This window comes from Acidovorax sp. Root402, assembly GCF_001425125.1.
GTDB lineage: Bacteria > Pseudomonadota > Gammaproteobacteria > Burkholderiales > Burkholderiaceae_C > Acidovorax > Acidovorax delafieldii.
This window is the reverse complement of record NZ_LMDQ01000014.1, coordinates 622,181-641,276: the sequence shown is the minus strand read 5'-3', so window position 1 is coordinate 641,276 and position 19,096 is coordinate 622,181. Positions and strand designations below refer to the sequence as shown.

Below are 19,096 nucleotides of genomic sequence, written 5' to 3'. Positions count from 1 at the left end.
CGGGCGCCGAGGCGCCCGCTGTCTGACCGTTTAACGGGTCAGCGCTTTACTTTTCCGAGTTGTCCAGCTTGGCGCGCAGCAGGGCGCCCAGGCTGGTCGTGCCGGCGCTTTCGCGGCTCGATTGCTGGCTCAGGTTGGCCATGGCGCCTTGTTCGTCAGCCATGTCCTTTTGCTTGATCGACAGCTGGATGTTGCGGGTCTTGCGATCCACGTTCACCACCACGGCCGTGACTTCGTCGCCTTCCTTGAGCACGTTGCGGGCATCTTCCACGCGGTCGCGGGAGATTTCCGAAGCGCGCAGGTAGCCCACGATGTCTTCGCCGAGGTCGATTTCAGCGCCACGGGCGTCCACGGTCTTGACCTTGCCGGTCACCGTCTGGCCCTTGTCGTTCACGGTCACGAAGGTCGTGAATGGGTCGCCGTCGAGCTGCTTGATGCCCAGCGAGATGCGTTCGCGGTCCACGTCCACGGCCAGCACGATCGCTTCCACTTCCTGGCCCTTCTTGTAGTTGCGAACAGCGGCTTCGCCGGGTTCGTTCCACGACAGGTCAGACAGGTGCACCAGGCCGTCGATGCCGGCAGCCAGGCCCACGAACACGCCGAAGTCGGTGATCGACTTGATCGGACCCTTGACGCGGTCGCCGCGCTTCGTGTCCTGTGCGAATTCTTGCCATGGGTTGGCCTTGCACTGCTTCATGCCCAGGCTGATGCGGCGCTTGTCTTCGTCGATTTCCAGAACCATGACTTCGACTTCGTCGCCCAGCGAAACCAGCTTGGCGGGAGCGATGTTCTTGTTGGTCCAGTCCATTTCAGACACGTGCACCAGGCCTTCGATGCCGGGTTCGAGTTCCACGAATGCGCCGTAGTCGGCAATGTTCGTGATCTTGCCGAACAGGCGGGTGCCTTGGGGGTAGCGGCGGTTCACGCCCATCCATGGGTCGTCGCCCATTTGCTTCAGACCCAGCGAGACACGGTTCTTTTCGGTGTCGAACTTCAGGATCTTGGCAGTGATTTCCTGGCCAGCGGTCACCACTTCGGAGGGGTGACGCACGCGGCGCCATGCCATGTCGGTGATGTGCAGCAGGCCGTCGATGCCGCCCAGGTCCACGAACGCACCGTATTCGGTGATGTTCTTGACCACGCCTTGAACGATGGAGCCTTCCTTCAGGGTTTCCATCAGCTTGGCGCGCTCTTCTCCCATGGAGGCTTCCACCACAGCGCGGCGGCTCAGCACCACGTTGTTGCGCTTGCGGTCCAGCTTGATGACCTTGAATTCCATGGTCTTGTTTTCGTACGGCGTCAGATCCTTGATCGGACGGGTATCGATCAGCGAACCGGGCAGGAATGCGCGGATGCCGTTGACCAGAACGGTCAGACCGCCCTTGACCTTGCCGCTGGTCGTGCCAGTGACGAATTCGCCGGATTCCAGGGCCTTTTCCAGGCTCATCCAGGAAGCCAGACGCTTGGCGGTGTCGCGCGACAGGATGGTGTCGCCGTAGCCGTTTTCGATGGAGCCAATGGCCACCGACACGAAGTCACCCACTTGGACTTCGACTTCGCCCTTGTCGTTCTTGAACTCTTCCAGCGGCACGTAGGCTTCGGACTTGAGGCCAGCGTTCACAACCACGAAGTTGTGCTCAACGCGCACGACTTCAGCGGTGATGACTTCGCCTGGGCGCATTTCCGTGCGCTGCAAGGATTCTTCAAAAAGGGCGGCAAAAGATTCGGACATGTGTTTCCTTGCCACAAACAGGATTCCGGCAGCACCATTGCTACCGTTTTTATAGCTGCTTGCGGTGGTTTTTTGCGGCAGAGCCGCGGGTTAGGTTATCGATCCACACAACCTGTGCGCTGACGCGCGATGGGGGCTGCGTGGGCCTGTGGCAAGGCCTTTCGGCACTGCCTGGAGCCCGAGGGCTCCACATTGTCAGCGCTGCGCAGAAGCTGCGAAGGGCTGGCGCTCCTGCCACCAGGCCAACACCTGTTCGACGGCTTGTTCAATCGTCAAATCGGAGTTGTCCAGGACCAGAGCGTCTTGCGCGGGCTTCAAGGGTGCAACGCTACGGGAACTGTCCCGGGCGTCGCGCGCCTCCAAATCTGCGCGAAGGTCTTCGATACTAGCCGAAAAACCTTTAGAAATCAACTGCTTATAACGGCGTTCTGCGCGGCAGGCGGCGCTGGCAGTGAGATACACCTTCAAGGGGGCCTCGGGGAAGATCACGGTGCCCATGTCGCGGCCATCGGCCACCAGCCCCGGCAGGCGCTGGAAGCTGTGTTGCAGGTCCACCAGCGCCGTGCGCACTGCAGGCAGAGCGGACACACGGGACGCGTTCATACCGGCTTCTTCGGTGCGGATGGCCTCGGTCACGTCGTCGCTGCCCAGCCACACCTTGCCGCCCTCAAACCGCACCGGCAGAGTTTGGGCCAGGGTGGCGATACGGGCTTCGTGGTCCGCATCGATGGCGAAACCCGCCCGCAGCGCGGCGAGGGCGGTGATGCGGTACATCGCGCCGGAATCCAAAAAGCGATAGCCCAGCCGTTGCGCCACCGCCGCCGCCACCGTGCCCTTGCCCGAGGCCGTGGGGCCGTCAATGCAGATCACCGGGATGTGAGAGGTTTCGACCTGGGCGACCGAGAACAGTGCCTCGAAGTAGTCCGGGAAGGTCTTGGCTACGCACTTGGGGTCTTCGATGCGCACCGGCAGACGCGCCGGGTTGAAGGCGGCCAGCGAGAAGCACATGGCCACGCGGTGGTCGTCGTAGGTGTGGATGCTGGCGGCTTTCCAGTCAGCGGACTCGGCGGGAGGCGTCACGCGGATGTAGTCCGCACCTTCCTCCACCGTGGCGCCGAGCTTGCGCAGCTCGGTGGCCATGGCGGCGATGCGGTCGGTTTCCTTCACGCGCCAGCTGGCGATGTTGGTCAGCGTGGTCGTGCCCTGGGCATACAGGGCCATCACGGCCAGCGTCATGGCCGCGTCGGGGATGTGGTTGCAGTCCAGCTCAATGGCCTTGAGTGGCCAGGCGCCGCGTTCGATCTGCAGCCAGTTGGGGCCGCCGGTGACCACGGCGCCCATGGCCCGGGCCGCTTCGACAAAGCGGATGTCGCCCTGGATTGAATCCAGGCCCACACCCTGAATCTTGATGCCTTTTTGGTCGCTAGCGCTAGATGTAATTGCGCCAAGTGCTATGAAATAGCTAGCGGATGAGGCGTCTGCCTCCACATGGATGCTGCCGGGCGACTGATAGCGGCTGCCTGCAGGGATGGTGAAACGCTGCCAGTTCTGGTGCTCGACCACGATGCCAAAGCGCGCCAGCAGTTGCAGCGTGATGGCGATGTAGGGCTTGGAGATCAGCTCGCCCACCACCTCGATCACGATGGCCTGCGTGCCAGCCGCCAGCGGCAGCGCCATGAGCAGGGCTGTGAGGAACTGGCTGGACACGTCGCCACGTACGCGGATGGGCTCTGCCAGCGCCAGCGCAGGCACGCCCTGGCCGTGGGCGATCCTGAGTGGTGGGTAGCCGTCGTTGCCCAGGTAGTCGATCTGGCAGCCTAGCTGGCGCAGGGCATCAATCAGGTCGCCAATCGGGCGCTCGTGCATGCGTGGCACGCCAGACAGCTCGAACTCGCCGCCCAGCAGCGCCAGCGCCGCCGTGAGTGGGCGCATGGCGGTACCCGCATTGCCCAGGAACAGCTTGGCGGGAGACTGGGGCAGGCGGCCACCCAGGCCCGTGATGCGCACGGTGCTGCCCGCTTCATCCACTGTGCACCCGATCTGGCGCAGGGCGTCCAGCATCACACGCGTATCGTCGGACGCCAGCAGGTCGTGCACGGTGGTGGTGCCGTTGCTCAGCGCGGCCAGTAGCAGCACCCGGTTGGAGATGCTCTTGGAGCCTGGCAGGTGGACTTCACCCGCAGCGGCTTGCAAAGGGGGAAGATCAAGGAATGCGGTGCTGTACATCGTTGTGTTGTGTCCAATTGCGGCTCAAAGAGCGTTCGTGCGGCCGGCAGCCTGCAGAACTGGCGCGCCCCAACACCAGTGCACCCGTGGAGCTGGCTTCGCCAGGCCACCGGGTGCGTCCCCCTTGGGGGAAGGCGCCGAAGGCGACTCAGGGGGTCATTTCCGCTTCGCGCCCATGCGCCAATGCGCACGGGTTTCGCTGGCCAAGGTCAGCATGTCTTCAAGCGCCTGGGCATTGCCTTTTTCCATGGCCTGCTCGATGTTGCGCAGGGCCTGCTGGAACAGCTTGGACTGGGCAATCAGCTCGTCCCGGTTGGACAGCAGGATGTCGCGCCACACCTTGGGGTCGCTGGCGGCAATGCGGGTGAAGTCGCGGAATCCGGGGCCTGCGAGGGACAGAAAGTCGTCACCGTGCGTCTGGCCCGTGATGCTGTTCATCATTGCAAACGCGAGCAAATGGGGCAGGTGGCTGACGGCGGCAAAGGCCGCGTCGTGCGACTCCGGCGACATGCTGGTCACGCGGCAGCCCAGCGCAGTCCAGATCTTTTCGGCGTCCTGCAACTGGGCCGTCAGGGTGCGCTCGGTGGGCGTCAGGATCACCTGGCGCCCGCTGTACAGGTCGGCTTCGGCGTGTTCCACGCCCGACACTTCGCGCCCCGTGATGGGGTGTGCGGGCACAAAGGAGCCCACCTGGTCCCGCAGCGAACGCTGTGCGGCCTGCACCACATCGGACTTGGTCGATCCCACATCCATGATGAGCATCTGGGGGGTGACAAGGTGCTTGATGGCCTTGAGGGTGGCCTCGGTGGCTGCCACGGGGACTGCCACCAGCACAATGTCTGCGCCCGCCACGGCCAGTAGCGCGGAAGGCGCCTCGACGTCGATCACGCCCAGCTGGCGGGCGCGGTCGGTGGTGGAGGGCGACTTGCTGTAGCCCACCACGCGTTTGACCAACCCGGCCTTCTTCATGGCCAGGGCGAATGAGCCTCCCATGAGCCCACAGCCGATCAGTCCCAATTGTTCAAACATGGCGGCTGCTCCTCAGGATGACACGGGGTAGGTGCCCAGGACCTTGTAGAACGCACACAGGCTGCGCAGTTCTTCCAGCGCCCGTGCCACGTGGGGCTGGGCGGGGTGGCCGTCGAGATCGATGTAGAAGTAGTACTCCCACTGGCCCGTGCGGGCAGGGCGCGACTCAAAGCGCGTCATGGACACGCCGTGCGTCTTGAGCGGCACCAGCAGGTCGTGCACGGCGCCGGGGCGGTTGGGCACCGACACCACGAGGCTGGTGCAATCCTTGCCCGAAGGAGGCGGCGTCTGCAGCGTGTGTGGCAGGCAGATGATGGCGAAGCGGGTACGGTTGTAGGCGTCGTCCTGGATGGCATGGGAGACGATGTGCAAGCCGAACTGGGTGGCCGCACGCTCGCTGGAGAGGGCCGCCCAGGCCGGGTTGGTGGTGGCCAGTCGCGCGCCTTCGGCATTGCTGGACACCGGGCGGCGCTCGGCATGCGGCAGGTGCTTGGACAACCACGCCTGGCACTGTGCGAGTGCTTGCGGATGGGCCAGCACCACCTCGATGCCATCGAGCGAGTTGCTGGTGCGCAGCAGGTTGTGGCGCACCAGCAGGCTGACCTCGCCCACCACATGCGTAGGGGTGTGCAGGAACAGGTCCAGAGAGCGGGTGACCACGCCCTCGGTGGAGTTCTCTACGCCCACCACGCCATATTGGGCACTGCCCGCCGCCGTGGCGTGGAACACCTCGTCGAAGTTGGCGCAGTACATCAGGTCGGCGGCACCGCCGAAGAATTCAATCGCGGCCTGCTCGCAGAACGTGCCCTCGGGGCCCAGCACGGCCACACGCTGGGGTGATTCGAGGGCCAGGCAGGCAGACATGATCTCGCGCCAGATCGCCGCCACGTGCGCACCCTTGAGCGGGCCCGGGTTGGCGTTGGTGATCTTGTCGATGACCTGCGCCACACGGTCGGGGCGGAAGAAGGGCGTGCCCTCACGTTTCTTGACCTCACCCACCTGTTCGGCCACCAGCGCCCTCTGGTTCAGCAGCGTGAGCAGTTGCTGGTCGATGCTGTCGATCTGCACGCGCAGGCTGGCGAGGTCGGGTGAGGCTTGCGGATTGTTCATGGACGGTGGGGTAGCGGTGCGTGCTCTGGGAGCCGTTTTTTGTTGCTGTCGTGTCGGGTGCGCGCTCAGGCGTGCTTTTGCTCAAATTCTCGCATGTAGTCCACCAGCGCCTGCACGCCCGCCAATGGCATGGCGTTGTAGATGCTGGCGCGCATGCCTCCCACGGACTTGTGGCCCTTGAGCTGCAGCAGCCCGCGCTCCTTGGCACCGGCCAGAAAGGCGTCGTTACGGCTTTCGTCACGCAGGAAGAACGGGACGTTCATGCGCGAGCGGCAGTTGGCCGCCACCTTGTTGACGTACAGCTGCGATTGGTCGATAGCGTTGTAAAGCAGCGTGGCCTTGGCAATGTTGCGCTGCTCCATGGCGGCCACGCCGGTCAGGCTGCCTTCGGTCTGGCGCTTGAGCCACTGGAAGGTCAGTCCGGCGACGTAGATGCCCCAGGTGGGCGGCGTGTTGTACATCGACTGGTTGTCGGCCACGATTTTGTAGTCGAAGGCGCTGGGGCAGGCGGGCAGTGCATGGCCCAGCAGGTCGTCGCGCACGATCACCAGCGTGAGGCCTGCGGGCCCCAGGTTCTTTTGCGCTCCGCCAAAAGCCAAGCCCACACGGCTCCAGTCCACGGGCCGCGAGGCCACGTGCGAGGAGAAATCGATCACCAGCGGCGCATCGCTGCCCAGCGCCGTGAGGTCGGGCAGCTGGTGGAACTCGGTACCGTGGATGGTTTCGTTGCTGCACAGGTGCAGGTAGCTCGCGCCCCGACTCACCGTCCACGAAGCTGGGTCCGGCACGGTGGTATAGCCCGTCTCTTCGCCCGTGGCGACGATGTTGACTTCGGACGCATATTTGCGCGCTTCCTTTTGCGACTTCTGGCTCCAGCTGCCGGTCACCACAAAATCGACCACGCCGGCACGCGACAGGTTGAGCGGAACGATGGCGTTTTCGGCCAAGCCACCACCTTGCATGAAGAGGATCTTGAAATGCGACGGCACGGCCAGCAGCTGGCGCAGGTCGGCTTCCGCCTTTTCGTAGATGGACAGAAACTCCTTGCCGCGGTGGCTCATTTCCATCACGCCCATGCCGCTGCCGTGCCAGTCCAGCATCTCGGCAGCGGCTTGTTGCAGGACTTCGGAGGGGATGGCGGCGGGGCCTGCGGAGAAGTTGTAAGGGCGTGTCATGTTAGGGGCTAAAAATGCATCAGGCGCTTATTCGATAAGCGCCTGATGCTTCGCTTTTGATAGCGTTAGCGGGGCGTCTTCACGCCCTGCGGTGGTCAGGCGTCGGGGGCTTCAGGTGCGGAGGAAGTGCCACCGTCCGGGCTTGCATCCCCATCAGCTTCTGCATCCGTCACATTGGCGTCGTTCTCAACAATGCGCTGCAAGCCACTGAGCTTGGAGCCTTCGTCCAGTGCGATCAACGTCACGCCCTGCGTGGCACGGCCCAGTTCGCGGATCTCGCTCACGCGGGTGCGCACCAGCACGCCCTTGTCGGTGATCAGCATGATCTCGTCGTCCGCGTGCACCAGCGTGGCGGCAACGACCTTGCCGTTGCGCTCGCTCTGCTGGATGGCGATCATGCCCTTGGTACCACGGCCATGGCGGGTGTATTCGGTGATGCTGGTGCGCTTGCCGTAGCCGTTTTCGGTGGCGGTCAACACACTCTGCGTTTCGTCTTCGGCGACCAGCATGGCGATCACGCTCTGTCCGTCTTCCAGCATCATGCCGCGCACGCCACGCGCCGCACGGCCCAGTGGGCGCACATCGTTTTCGTCGAAGCGCACGGCCTTGCCACCGTCGCTGAACAACATCACGTCGTGCTTGCCATCGGTGAGGGCCGCGCCGATCAGGTAGTCACCGTCATCCAGGTTCACGGCGATGATGCCGCCCTTGCGCGGGTTGCTGAACTCGTCCAGTGCCGTCTTCTTCACGGTGCCCATGCTGGTGGCCATGAACACGTAGCGGTCCGCAGGGAAGCTGCGCATGTCGCCGGTGAGCGGCAGTACCACGTTGATCTTTTCGCCGTCCTGCAGCGGGAACATGTTGACGATAGGGCGTCCACGCGAGCCGCGCGAGCCTGCCGGCACTTCCCACACCTTGAGCCAATACAGGCGGCCACGGTTGGAGAAGCACAGGATGTAGTCGTGTGTGTTTGCGATGAAGAGCTGGTCGATCCAGTCGTCTTCCTTTGTCGCGGTCGCTTGCTTGCCGCGTCCGCCGCGCTTTTGGGCACGGTATTCGGACAGGGGCTGGCTCTTGATGTAGCCGGTGTGGGACAGCGTCACCACCATGTCGGTGGGGGTGATCAGGTCCTCAGTTGAGAGATCCTGTGCGCTGTATTCAACGATGGAGCGACGTGCGCCCAGCTTGTGCTGGCCGAACTCCTGCTTGATGGAGGTGAGTTCGTCGCCGATGATGACCGAAACGCGCTCGGGCTTGGCCAGGATGTCCAGCAGGTCTTCGATGACCGCCATGACTTCCTTGTACTCGGCGACGATCTTGTCCTGCTCCAGGCCTGTCAGGCGCTGCAGTCGCATCTGCAGGATTTCCTGGGCCTGCGTTTCCGACAACCGGTACAGGCCGTCCTGGCCCATGCCGAATTCCTTTTCCAGGCCGTCGGGACGATAGTCGTCGGCGTTGATCACACCACCGTCAGCACGCGTGCGCGTGAGCATCTCGCGCACCAGCTTGCTGTCCCAGGGGCGGGCCATCAGCTCCGCCTTGGCCACAGGGGGCGTGGGCGCGTTGCGAATGATGGCGATGAAGTCGTCGATGTTGGCCAAGGCCACGGCCAAGCCTTCCAGCACATGGCCACGGTCGCGTGCCTTGCGCAGCTCGAACACCGTGCGGCGAGTCACCACTTCGCGGCGGTGCTGCAGGAAGACGCTGATCAGATCCTTCAGGTTGCACAGGCGGGGCTGGCCGTCAATCAGCGCCACCATGTTCATGCCGAACGTGTCCTGCAGCTGCGTCTGCTTGTACAGGTTGTTGAGCACCACCTCGGGCACTTCACCGCGCTTGAGTTCGATCACCAGGCGCATGCCGGATTTGTCCGACTCGTCCTGGATGTGGCTGATGCCTTCGATCTTCTTTTCGTGCACCAGCTCGGCCATACGCTCCTGCAGCGTCTTCTTGTTGACCTGGTAGGGCAGCTCGTCCACGATGATCGCTTGGCGCTGGCCACGGTCGATGTCCTCAAAGTGGCACTTGGCACGCATCACCACCTTGCCGCGTCCGGTGCGGTAGCCATCCTTCACGCCGTTGATGCCGTAGATGATGCCGGCGGTGGGGAAGTCTGGGGCCGGGATGATTTCCATCAACTCATCGATGGTCGTCTCGGGATTGCGCAGCATGTGCAGGCACGCATCGACCACTTCGTTGAGGTTATGTGGCGGAATGTTGGTGGCCATACCCACCGCAATACCTGCCGATCCATTCACCAGCAAGTTGGGCAGCTTGCTGGGCAATACCAACGGTTCTTTCTCGCTGCCGTCGTAGTTGGGGCCGAAATCGACCGTTTCCTTGTCAATATCTCCCAGCATTTCATGGGCGATTTTGGCCAGGCGGATTTCGGTGTATCGCATGGCCGCAGCGTTGTCGCCGTCCACGGATCCGAAATTACCTTGTCCATCCACCAGCATGTGGCGCAACGAGAAGTCCTGCGCCATACGCACAATGGTGTCGTACACCGCAGAGTCCCCGTGCGGGTGGTATTTACCGATCACGTCGCCCACGATACGAGCCGACTTTTTATATGGCCGGTTCCAGTCGTTATTGAGCTCATGCATGGCGAAAAGAACGCGGCGGTGCACAGGCTTCAAGCCGTCACGCGCGTCGGGCAGTGCACGACCCACAATCACGCTCATCGCGTAATCGAGGTAACTGCGCCGCATCTCTTCTTCGAGGCTGATCGGCAGGGTTTCTTTGGCAAACTGGGTCATTGGGACGGCGGGGGCGGCAAAGGAGAGCCATTTTAGGCGTAAGACCGTGTAGCGACGGCGCAACATATCGAAGCAATTCAGGTTTTGTCCTACGGGGCCCGACCAGCGCGCGCAGCTTTTGCCCTGTTACGTATGGCACAATCGTTTGAACGCTTAGGGTGGTGGTCACCCCAGGCGTCCTGATTCGCAGCGCGGCTGCGGCTTTTTCCCCAAGAGGAGAACCATGAAGAAACTGAACAAAGTGGCGATGTTGTTTGCCTCTGCAGCGCTCGCAACCGCCGCTGGCGCACAAACCGTTGACAACTGGCGCGATGCTTCTGGCCAACTGGTCTGGAAGAACGGTACCAACGAATACTGCTGGCGCGATGCCAACTGGACGCCTGCTACGGCAGCTCCTGGCTGCGACGGCGCAATCGCTGCTCCCGCTCCTGCCGCTGCACCAGCTCCTGCTGCTGCTCCAGCACCCGCTGCCGCCCCTGCACCTGCTCCCGCACCAGCTCCTGCAGTCGCCACCAAGGTGACCTACGCTGCTGACGCCTTCTTCGACTTCGACAAGTCGGTGCTCAAGCCAGAAGGCAAGGCCAAGCTGGACGACCTGGTTTCCAAGGTCAAGGGCATCAATCTGGAAGTGATCATTGCTGTGGGTCACACTGACTCCGTCGGCTCTGATGCTTACAACCAGAAGCTGTCGGTGCGTCGTTCTGAAGCCGTGAAGGCTTACTTGGTGTCCAAGGGCATCGAAAAGAACCGCGTGTACACCGAAGGCAAGGGCGAAAAGCAACCCGTGGCTGACAACAAGACCGCCGAAGGCCGTGCGAAGAACCGTCGCGTGGAAATCGAAGTGGTTGGCACCCGCGCCGCTCAGTAATCTTCGGATTGCTTCACAAAAAAGCCCCGCTCGCGGGGCTTTTTTGCGTCCAGGGCTTTTCGTGCTCTCCCTTCATGGACAATCAGCGACATGATCGAAACCGTCAATGCAGATCCGGCCGAACTGGCCAAGTTTTCAGAATTGGCCCATCGTTGGTGGGACCCTGACAGTGAATTTCGTCCATTGCATCAGATCAACCCGCTGCGGCTTGACTGGATTCATGGGCTGAGTGCCTTGACCGGCAAGCGTGTGCTGGATGTGGGCTGTGGCGGGGGCATTCTGGCCGACTCCATGGCGCGCAAGGGTGCGGAAGTGCTGGGTATCGATCTGGCAACTAAAGCGCTGCGCGTGGCGCAACTGCACGCTCTGGAAGCGGGCACCCAAAACGTGCAATACCGTGAAATCAGCGCCGAAGCCATGGCCGCTGAACAGCCCGCTGGTTTTGATGTGGTGACCTGCATGGAGATGCTCGAGCATGTTCCGGATCCCGCCTCGGTGGTCCGCGCTTGCGCCACCTTGGTCAAACCCGGCGGCTGGGTGTTCTTCTCCACCATCAATCGCAATGCCAAAGCCTTCATGTTGGCCATCGTGGGTGCGGAGTACGTGCTTAACATGCTGCCGCGCGGCACCCACGAATACGCCAAGATGATCCGCCCCAGCGAGCTTGCAGGGCATTGCCGCAGTGCGGGCTTGGATGTTCTGCACACCAAGGGCCTGGAATACAACCCCCTCACGCGTCGCTATTGGCTCAGCGCCAACACCAGCGTCAATTACTTGTTTGCCGCGCGTCGCCTGGGCTGATATGGCTACCGTTTTTCATGGCATTCGCGCAGTCCTTTTTGATTTGGATGGGACTCTGATCGACAGCGCACCAGACTTGGGGGCGGCCGCAGACAAAATGCGCACCGACCGAGGTCTGCCTTCGCTGCCCCCGGCCCGATATCGCCCCATGGCGGGAGCAGGGGCCCGTGGCATGCTGGCAGAAGCCTTTGGCATGGAGCCAGATCACCCAGACTTTGCCATCATGCGCGAAGAGTTTTTCGTGAACTATGAAACTCGCATGACCGAGCAGACCACCATTTTTGAAGGTGTGCCGGAATTGGTTCACCAGATTCTCGAACGTAACATGGCGTGGGGTGTGGTCACCAACAAGGCTGCCCGCTTTACCGAACCCCTGACCCAGGCCATTCCGCTGTTTGCCACCGCATCGGCAGTGGTCAGTGGCGACACCACGCCACACGCCAAGCCCCATCCCGCGCCCCTGCTGGAAGCGGCTGCGCGGTTGCGTGTGCCGCCGGAGCAGTGCATTTACGTGGGTGATGACGAGCGTGACATCGTGGCAGGTCTGGCGGCAGGCATGGGTACAGTGGCCGCCATCTACGGCTATTTGGGCGCCAAGACCGACCCTGCAGAGTGGGGCGCCCACGCCGCAATTAAATCTCCCGGTGAGCTCTTGCAATTGCTCGCGAACGCCTAAAATAAGAAGTCTAGGGGCTGTCCTGGTTTCGACGTGGGTTCGGGATCAGTGTGGTGCATGTCGAGCTTGAGTCACGCTCGTAAATCTCGATTTAACAAACTAACTGCAAACGACGAACGTTTCGCACTCGCTGCTTAATTGCCAGTGAGCCTTGCAACAGTTGGCCGATGGGCTGGGCAAGGGGGTTCTGAGCAATCAGTGCCTCCCGGCTGCAAGGATAATTACATGGGCTGGCTTCCATCCGGGTACCTTGGGTGGAGGCGAGAAAATAGGGTGCTGGCGGCCCATGTAGCGTGCGACTGCGCGACATGGGTAGCGAGATCCAAATCAGACCGCTAAACATGTAGATCTGCCTGACGAAGGCTTGCGGACGCGGGTTCAATTCCCGCCAGCTCCACCAAACATAAACCCCCAACCGGTAACGGTTGGGGGTTTTTCTTTTCCCACTGATTTTGTCCTGCTGCGCAAGGATAGTTGCTTCCGTTCGCCCTTACCGAACGATTCGATGCACCTTCTGGCTCTGAGGCGTGACGTCTTTGAACCATGTCCCTCAACGGCAATCCGCGGTGGCTGTATATCCCCGGCTTCGCGTTGTAAACCCCTGAAAAAATCGGCTAACACGCTGCCGTTCGCGCAGTCAAACACCTGTTAACGTGCTTCGCCAACACCGCTTAAGAAACAAAATGAAATAAACCGAAACTGGCTCGAGACCACGTTCCAAGCCGCTGCGCGCACCATCAGGGTCATGTTCCATACCGTCTTTGAAAGGACAGCATCATGAAACCCTGGATCAAGAAAACGCTGATGGGCATTTTTGGTGCGTCCATCGCGGTGGGTGGGCTGACGGCCTGCTCCAGCGGGCACCACCAGCGCGGCCCGATGACTGCGGAAAAGATGGCGGAAGTGCGCGGCAAGATGGTGGACCGGGTTAGCAGCAAGCTGGATCTGAACGAGGCACAAAAGACCAAGCTCAATGCCTTGGCCGATCAACTGGAAGCCCAGCGCGCAGCGTTCGTCGGCAAGACGGCAGACCCCCGAGCCGAGGTGCAGGCCATTGTGGCGGGCGACAAGTTTGATCGGGTGCGGGCGCAGTCCCTGCTCGAAGACAAGACGCGTGCGGTGCAGGCCCACAGTCCCGCGGTGGTCAATGCGATGGCCGACTTCTATGACAGCCTGAACCCTGACCAGCAGCAAAAAGTGCGCGAGCTGATGCAGCGTCGCAAGGGCTGGATGGCCCGCGGGTGATGGGCGGGGAGCATTGCATGTCACCCACGCTGGAACCTATCCACCGCCTCGCCCAGGGCGTTCGTGTGCACGGGCCCGCGCTGCTGTCGGGCATGCCGGAGCCTCACGATGAGCTGATGTCGCTGGTCTGGGGGCCGCGCTTTGACCGCGAGCATGCGATGGGCCTGGTCGCTCGCCAGCCCTCGGTGGCGGCCCACACGCTGCCTGCCCTGCTGGCGGCTGCCGACCATTTTGATGCGCTCCATGCCGGTGCGCAGGGCCGTTTGCGGCGACTCATCGTGCGACACCGCGCATTGTGTGCGGCTGGCGCTTCTGTCGATACCGCCCTTGGGGAGCGCGCCTGACGGTGTGAGAATTGCTCATGCACCGCATATTGTTGATTGACGACGACGCGCAGTTGGGCGCTCCCCTGGCCACTTACTTCCAGCGTTTTGAACTGGAACTCGTTCATGCACTTCGGCCCAGCGACGGCTTGGCACAGCTGACGGCCGGCGGGTTTGACGCTGCCATCCTCGACGTGATGCTGCCCGAGATGGACGGGTTTGAGCTGTGCCGCACCATCCGCAAGCAGGGCGACCTGCCCATCGTGATGCTGACCGCGCGCGGCGAGGTGATGGACCGGGTGGTGGGGCTGGAGCTGGGGGCTGACGACTATCTGCCCAAGCCCTTTGAGCCACGTGAACTGGTGGCGCGCCTGCAGACGGTGTTGCGCCGGCGCAGGGCGCCGGGGCAAGGCGTTGCCGTGGGCGCGCTGGAGTTCGAGGGCCTGTCCATCGACGCAGCGCGCCGCAGTGTGCAGCGCCATGGTGTGGTTGTGGAGCTGACCGGCACGGAGTTCGACCTGTTGCACCTGCTGGCGCGCGAGCCCGGCAAGGTCTTCAGCCGCGACGACATCCTGAACCAGCTGCGTGGTCATGAGGCCGAGCTGTACACCCGCGCGGTGGACATCGTAGTGAGCCGGTTGCGCAAGAAGCTGGAGCCGCTGGACTGCATCAAGACATTGCGCAACGTGGGCTACTCCCTGGCTTTGCGCCGCGCTGCCCCATGAAGCAGATTTGTTCTCCCATTCACGACCCGAACTGCCCCTGGCACCGCCGGGCGCGCCACGCGGTAGGGCATTCGCTGCGCATTCGGCTGGTGCTGGTGTTCATGGCACTGGCCGTGACTGTGGCGGTCACGTTCATGGGCGGGGTGCAAAAGGCCGTGTCCGTAGGCTGGCGCGAGGCTGCGCGGCCGCTGCTGATGGACTATGTGGACCGCCTTGCCGCCGAGATTGGCAGCCCGCCGAGCATTGAGCGCTCGCAGGCGATTGCCAATCGCCTGCCACTGACTTTGCGCATCGACGGGCCGCAGATCCACTGGGCATCGCACCCCGACCAGCAGAACCCCGACTGGGTGAGCGACAAGTTCCGCCAGGAAGATCGCTGGACCGGGGACGAGAACGGGCACAGCCTGCTGCGCCGCACGACGGCAGATGGGCACCATATCGAGTTCGGCCTGAACGCGCTGTCCTGGGACAAGCGCCCGCGCATTGCGTGGGGCACGCTGACCGTGCTGCTGCTGCTCACGGCGCTGGCCTATGTATATGTGCGGCATCTGTTGCGTCCGCTGGACGACATCCGCCAGGGCGCGCAGCGCTTTGGCAACGGCAACTTTGCCCAGCCCATACCGGTGCGGCATGCCCACCGGCCGGACGAGCTGGGCCAGCTGGCCGAGACCATCAACACCATGGGGGATGACATCCACCAGATGCTGGAGGCCAAGCGTGCACTGTTGTTGGCGATGAGCCATGAGCTGCGCAGCCCACTCACGCGGGCCCGCCTGAACACGGAGCTGCTGCCCGAAACGGCCGATGTGCAACCGCAGCGCCTGGCGCTGATGCGCGACCTGGGTGAAATGGCGGGCCTCATCACCGACCTGCTGGAAAGCGAGCGCCTGGCGGGCCGCCATGCGGCGCTGCACCGCGAGCCCACTGATGTCACCGAACTGGCGCGCGAAGTGGTGGCCGACCTGTGCTCCCGCCATGCCGGGGCCGCTGATATTGCCTTGCACGTGGCGCCGGACTTGCCCTCGGTGCGGCTGGACCGGTCCCGCCTGCGGCTTTTGCTGCGCAACCTGCTGGACAACAGCCTGCGCCACAGTGAGTCGGGTGCCTTTCCCCCTGAGCTGCATTTGCGGCTGGCGGATGAGGGGAGGGTGCTGGAATTGGAGGTGCGTGACCATGGGCGCGGTGTGCCCCCCGAGCACCTGCCACACCTGGCCCAGGCGTTCTACCGCCCGGACACCGCACGCCAGCGTGCCACCGGTGGCGTCGGACTGGGTTTGTACCTGTGCCGGCTGGTGGCGCAGGCGCACGACGGGCAATTGCACATGCGCAATGCAGAGCCCGGCCTGTCGGTCACCGTGCGTTTGCCGGTGGTGGAATAGGTCGCGAGCCGGCGGCATAGACAGGTTGGCCTTTGCGCTGGCAGGTGGCGTCGCACCGATGCGGCTAGGCCAGCGCACAGGCCTGGTGCAATGGGGAAGTGGACCTGCCAGCGGCCATGTCCGGCTTATCGACGAAAATTGATAGCTTTTTTGCGCTGTGGCGCTCGTGTTTATTGCCCCGATAGCTATCAAATCAGGAGTTGTTTCTGGTGCCTTGGACCACCAGAGAACACACCATCCTCCCTGGCCCCGTTCTTGCTGAAGATCGGCACCCCCTCGCATGAGCCGGATTTTTCAGTGTTTACCCTGTATATACAGGTATGCTGAAACTGTCATCATGGCTTCCGGTACGCAGGTGCGTTCCGGTGGGCAGGGCCAAGGTACTTTCTTCAAACAGGAGCAGATGATGACTCGATCGGTTGTGAAATGGACGTCGCTGGCAGCGGCAGCAGCATGCATGATGGCCCTGGCCGCACCGGCCCAGGCGCAGGACACCAAGATTGTGCTGGGCATGTCCGGCTGGACAGGTTTTGCACCGCTCACGCTGGCCGACAAGGCTGGCATCTTCAAGAAGAACGGCCTGGATGTGGAGATCAAGATGATTCCGCAGAAGGACCGCCACCTGGCCCTGGCCTCCAAGTCCATCCAGTGCGCCGCCACCACGGTCGAAACACATGTCGCCTGGAACGCCAACGGCGTGCCCATCGTGCAGATCTTCCAGATGGACAAGTCCTACGGCGCCGACGGCATTGCGGTGCGCGGCGACATCAAGGGCTTTGCCGACCTCAAGGGCAAGACCATCGGCGTGGATGCGCCCGGCACCGCTCCGTACTTTGGCCTGGCCTGGATGCTGAGCAAGAACGGCATGAGCCTCAAGGACGTGAAGACCACCACGCTGTCGCCCCAGGCGGCCGCGCAGGCCTTCGTGGCGGGCCAGAACGACGCCGCCATGACGTACGAGCCCTACCTGTCCACCGTGCGCGACAACCCTGCGGCCGGCAAGATTCTGGCCACCACGCTCGACTACCCGATGGTGATGGACACCGTGGGCTGCGACCCCGCCTGGCTCAAGGCCAACGGCAAGGCCGCACAGGCACTGGCCAACTCCTACTTCCAGGCGCTGGACATGATCAAGGCCGACCCGACCAAGTCCAACGAGATCATGGGCGCTGCGGTCAAGCAGACGGGCGAGCAGTTCGCCAAGTCGTCGTCCTTCCTGCGCTGGCAGGACAAGGCCGCCAACCAGAAGTTCTTTGCGGGCGAGCTGACCGCGTTCATGAAGGACGCCACGGCCATCCTGCTGGAGGCCGGCATCATCCGCAAGGCGCCTGAAGACCTGGCCGTTACCTTCGACGCGAGCTTCATCAAGTAAATAGACGGAAGAAGAGCGCTCCATGTCCGCCGTGCAACCCCTGTCTGTTACCGAGCCAAAACCCGAGCAAAAAGCCGGACCACATGCCCCCGCGCGCCGGCGCTCGCTGGCCCCGCTAGAGCCTGTGAGCAGCAGCGCCCGCTGGATGCTCGGGCTGGCCTTTTTCGCCCTGTTCGTGGCGGTGTGGGCGTTCTTCACATTGGGCGGCTTCGTGTCGCCCACCTTCCTGGCCAGCCCCGTCACCATGGTGAAGGAAGGCTGGCTGCTGTTCACCGAGTACGGCTTCATCAAAGACATCGGCATGACCATCTGGCGTGTGGTCGGCGGCTTCATCCTGGCCGCCATCATTGCCGTGCCGTTGGGCATTGCGATGGGCGCGTACAAGGGCATCGAGGCGTTCTTTGAGCCCTTCGTCTCGTTTTGCCGCTACCTGCCTGCGTCGGCCTTCATCCCGCTGTTGATCCTGTGGGCTGGGATTGGCGAGGCGCAGAAGATCCTGGTCATCTTCATCGGTTCGGTCTTCCAGATCACGCTGATGGTGGCCGTCACCGTGGGTGGTGCGCGGCGCGACCTGGTGGAAGCTGCTTACACCCTGGGCGCGGGCCACAAGGGTATCGTCACGCGCGTGCTCATCCCTGGCGCGGCGCCCGAGATCGCCGAGACCCTGCGCCTGGTATTGGGCTGGGCGTGGACCTATGTGATCGTGGCCGAGCTGATCGGCTCGTCCAGCGGCATCGGTCACATGATCACCGACAGCCAGTCGCTGCTCAACACCGGTCAGATCATCTTCGGCATCATCATCATCGGCCTCATCGGGCTGGTGTCCGACTTCGCCTTCAAGGCGCTCAACCACCGTCTGTTTGCCTGGAGTTTTGTGCGATGAGCAGCGTATCCATCCAAGCCGTCTCGCGTGTCTTCGAGACTGCCAAAGGCCAGCGCACGCAGGCGCTGCAGCCGGTCGATTTCGAGGTGAAGGACAACGACTTCGTGACCATCCTGGGCCCCTCGGGCTGCGGCAAGTCCACGCTGCTGCGCATCGTGGCGGGGCTGGACCACGCCACCAGCGGCCGCGTGCTGCTGGATGGGGTGCCCGTCGAAGGCCCCGGCGCCGACCGCGGCATGGTGTTCCAGAGCTACACGCTGTTCCCCTGGCTCACCATCGAGCAGAACATCCGCTTTGGCCTGCGCGAACGCGGTATGCCCGAGGCACAGCAAAAGGAACGCGCCGCGTACTTCATCGCCAAGGTCGGCCTGCGCGGCTTCGAGCAGCACTTTCCCAAGCAGCTGTCGGGCGGCATGCAGCAGCGAACCGCCATTGCGCGCGCGCTGGCCAACGACCCCAAGATTTTGCTGATGGACGAGCCCTTCGGCGCGCTCGACAACCAGACCCGCGTGCTGATGCAAGAGCTGCTGCTGGGCATCTGGGAGGCCGAGCGCAAGACGGTGCTCTTCGTCACCCATGACATCGACGAAGCCATCTTCATGGCCAACCGCGTCGCCGTGTTCAGCGCCCGGCCCGGCCGCATCAAGACCGAGCTGGCGGTGGACCTGCCGCACCCGCGCCACTACACGATCAAGACCAGCCCCGAGTTCATGGACCTCAAGGCGCGCCTCACCGAAGAGATCCGCGCTGAATCCATGGCGGCGGACCTGCACTGATCTGAACCTGCACCAGC

At 63.0% G+C, this 19,096-nt stretch carries 16 protein-coding genes and 1 other RNA gene; 11 read left to right on the top strand and 6 right to left on the bottom strand.

Annotated features, from left to right (window positions below):
• Positions 1-46 precede the first annotated feature (46 nt).
• The 6 genes from rpsA to gyrA all read right to left on the bottom strand — a co-directional run bounded on the left by rpsA (position 47) and on the right by gyrA (position 10,031).
• A complete protein-coding gene (gene rpsA / locus ASC83_RS14080; protein WP_056063647.1) occupies positions 47-1,732 on the bottom strand; it encodes a 30S ribosomal protein S1 in 1,686 nt (561 codons plus the stop codon).
• Positions 1,733-1,927: 195 nt separating this feature from the next.
• The gene (locus ASC83_RS14075) at positions 1,928-3,958 is read right to left on the bottom strand and encodes a bifunctional 3-phosphoshikimate 1-carboxyvinyltransferase/cytidylate kinase (RefSeq protein WP_056063644.1); all 2,031 of its coding nucleotides are present in this window, start codon (positions 3,956-3,958) and stop codon (positions 1,928-1,930) included.
• Positions 3,959-4,114: 156 nt separating this feature from the next.
• The gene (locus ASC83_RS14070) at positions 4,115-4,987 is read right to left on the bottom strand and encodes a prephenate dehydrogenase (RefSeq protein WP_015014432.1); all 873 of its coding nucleotides are present in this window, start codon (positions 4,985-4,987) and stop codon (positions 4,115-4,117) included.
• Between the two features lie 12 nt (positions 4,988-4,999).
• The gene (gene pheA / locus ASC83_RS14065) at positions 5,000-6,097 is read right to left on the bottom strand and encodes a prephenate dehydratase (RefSeq protein ID WP_056063641.1); all 1,098 of its coding nucleotides are present in this window, start codon (positions 6,095-6,097) and stop codon (positions 5,000-5,002) included.
• Between the two features lie 65 nt (positions 6,098-6,162).
• The gene (serC, locus tag ASC83_RS14060) at positions 6,163-7,272 is read right to left on the bottom strand and encodes a 3-phosphoserine/phosphohydroxythreonine transaminase (protein WP_056063638.1); all 1,110 of its coding nucleotides are present in this window, start codon (positions 7,270-7,272) and stop codon (positions 6,163-6,165) included.
• A 95-nt stretch (positions 7,273-7,367) separates the two neighbouring features.
• A complete protein-coding gene (gyrA, locus tag ASC83_RS14055; RefSeq protein ID WP_056063635.1) occupies positions 7,368-10,031 on the bottom strand; it encodes a DNA gyrase subunit A in 2,664 nt (887 codons plus the stop codon).
• Between the two features lie 223 nt (positions 10,032-10,254).
• Here gyrA and ompA point away from each other — a divergent pair, with 223 nt between their 5' ends.
• The 11 genes from ompA (at position 10,255) to ASC83_RS14005 (ending at position 19,079) form a co-directional block, all read left to right on the top strand.
• A complete protein-coding gene (gene ompA, locus ASC83_RS14050) occupies positions 10,255-10,899 on the top strand; it encodes an outer membrane protein OmpA (RefSeq protein WP_015014428.1) in 645 nt (214 codons plus the stop codon).
• A 90-nt stretch (positions 10,900-10,989) separates the two neighbouring features.
• Positions 10,990-11,700: a bifunctional 2-polyprenyl-6-hydroxyphenol methylase/3-demethylubiquinol 3-O-methyltransferase UbiG gene (gene ubiG, locus ASC83_RS14045; RefSeq protein WP_056063631.1), complete on the top strand. Its 711-nt coding sequence runs from the start codon at positions 10,990-10,992 to the stop codon at positions 11,698-11,700.
• Between the two features lies 1 nt (position 11,701).
• Positions 11,702-12,376 carry an HAD family hydrolase gene (locus ASC83_RS14040; protein ID WP_056063628.1) on the top strand — a complete coding sequence of 225 codons (675 nt, stop codon included), beginning with the start codon at positions 11,702-11,704 and terminating at the stop codon, positions 12,374-12,376.
• A gap of 13 nt (positions 12,377-12,389) precedes the next feature.
• Positions 12,390-12,776, top strand: a transfer-messenger RNA (tmRNA) gene (gene ssrA / locus ASC83_RS23600).
• Positions 12,777-13,153: 377 nt separating this feature from the next.
• Entirely contained in the window at positions 13,154-13,621 is a 468-nt protein-coding gene (locus ASC83_RS14035; RefSeq protein WP_056063625.1) for a Spy/CpxP family protein refolding chaperone, read from the top strand.
• Positions 13,622-13,638: 17 nt separating this feature from the next.
• Positions 13,639-13,965 carry a hypothetical protein gene (locus tag ASC83_RS14030; RefSeq protein ID WP_056065068.1) on the top strand — a complete coding sequence of 109 codons (327 nt, stop codon included), beginning with the start codon at positions 13,639-13,641 and terminating at the stop codon, positions 13,963-13,965.
• Positions 13,966-13,982: 17 nt separating this feature from the next.
• Positions 13,983-14,669, top strand: a complete 687-nt coding sequence (locus ASC83_RS14025; protein WP_056063622.1) for a response regulator transcription factor — start codon at positions 13,983-13,985, stop codon at positions 14,667-14,669.
• Positions 14,666-16,048: a cell wall metabolism sensor histidine kinase WalK gene (locus ASC83_RS14020; protein ID WP_056063619.1), complete on the top strand. Its 1,383-nt coding sequence runs from the start codon at positions 14,666-14,668 to the stop codon at positions 16,046-16,048. Before ASC83_RS14025 ends, ASC83_RS14020 begins: the two co-directional genes overlap by 4 nt.
• A 406-nt stretch (positions 16,049-16,454) precedes the next feature.
• A complete protein-coding gene (locus ASC83_RS14015; protein WP_056065066.1) occupies positions 16,455-17,420 on the top strand; it encodes an ABC transporter substrate-binding protein in 966 nt (321 codons plus the stop codon).
• Between the two features lie 22 nt (positions 17,421-17,442).
• On the top strand, positions 17,443-18,303 hold the full coding sequence (locus ASC83_RS14010) for an ABC transporter permease (protein WP_056063616.1): 861 nt from the start codon (positions 17,443-17,445) through the stop codon (positions 18,301-18,303).
• Positions 18,300-19,079, top strand: coding sequence for an ABC transporter ATP-binding protein (locus tag ASC83_RS14005; RefSeq protein WP_056063613.1), 780 nt, complete (start codon positions 18,300-18,302; stop codon positions 19,077-19,079). Before ASC83_RS14010 ends, ASC83_RS14005 begins: the two co-directional genes overlap by 4 nt.
• The last annotated feature ends 17 nt before the right edge of the window (positions 19,080-19,096 follow it).

Coding starts and splice junctions, on each gene's coding strand:
- rpsA (WP_056063647.1), bottom strand. CDS start 1,732: ATGTCCGAATCTTTTGCCGCCCTTTTTGAAGAATCCTTGCAGCGCACG.
- ASC83_RS14075 (WP_056063644.1), bottom strand. CDS start 3,958: ATGTACAGCACCGCATTCCTTGATCTTCCCCCTTTGCAAGCCGCTGCG.
- ASC83_RS14070 (WP_015014432.1), bottom strand. CDS start 4,987: ATGTTTGAACAATTGGGACTGATCGGCTGTGGGCTCATGGGAGGCTCA.
- pheA (WP_056063641.1), bottom strand. CDS start 6,097: ATGAACAATCCGCAAGCCTCACCCGACCTCGCCAGCCTGCGCGTGCAG.
- serC (WP_056063638.1), bottom strand. CDS start 7,272: ATGACACGCCCTTACAACTTCTCCGCAGGCCCCGCCGCCATCCCCTCC.
- gyrA (WP_056063635.1), bottom strand. CDS start 10,031: ATGACCCAGTTTGCCAAAGAAACCCTGCCGATCAGCCTCGAAGAAGAG.
- ompA (WP_015014428.1), top strand. CDS start 10,255: ATGAAGAAACTGAACAAAGTGGCGATGTTGTTTGCCTCTGCAGCGCTC.
- ubiG (WP_056063631.1), top strand. CDS start 10,990: ATGATCGAAACCGTCAATGCAGATCCGGCCGAACTGGCCAAGTTTTCA.
- ASC83_RS14040 (WP_056063628.1), top strand. CDS start 11,702: ATGGCTACCGTTTTTCATGGCATTCGCGCAGTCCTTTTTGATTTGGAT.
- ASC83_RS14035 (WP_056063625.1), top strand. CDS start 13,154: ATGAAACCCTGGATCAAGAAAACGCTGATGGGCATTTTTGGTGCGTCC.
- ASC83_RS14030 (WP_056065068.1), top strand. CDS start 13,639: ATGTCACCCACGCTGGAACCTATCCACCGCCTCGCCCAGGGCGTTCGT.
- ASC83_RS14025 (WP_056063622.1), top strand. CDS start 13,983: ATGCACCGCATATTGTTGATTGACGACGACGCGCAGTTGGGCGCTCCC.
- ASC83_RS14020 (WP_056063619.1), top strand. CDS start 14,666: ATGAAGCAGATTTGTTCTCCCATTCACGACCCGAACTGCCCCTGGCAC.
- ASC83_RS14015 (WP_056065066.1), top strand. CDS start 16,455: ATGACTCGATCGGTTGTGAAATGGACGTCGCTGGCAGCGGCAGCAGCA.
- ASC83_RS14010 (WP_056063616.1), top strand. CDS start 17,443: ATGTCCGCCGTGCAACCCCTGTCTGTTACCGAGCCAAAACCCGAGCAA.
- ASC83_RS14005 (WP_056063613.1), top strand. CDS start 18,300: ATGAGCAGCGTATCCATCCAAGCCGTCTCGCGTGTCTTCGAGACTGCC.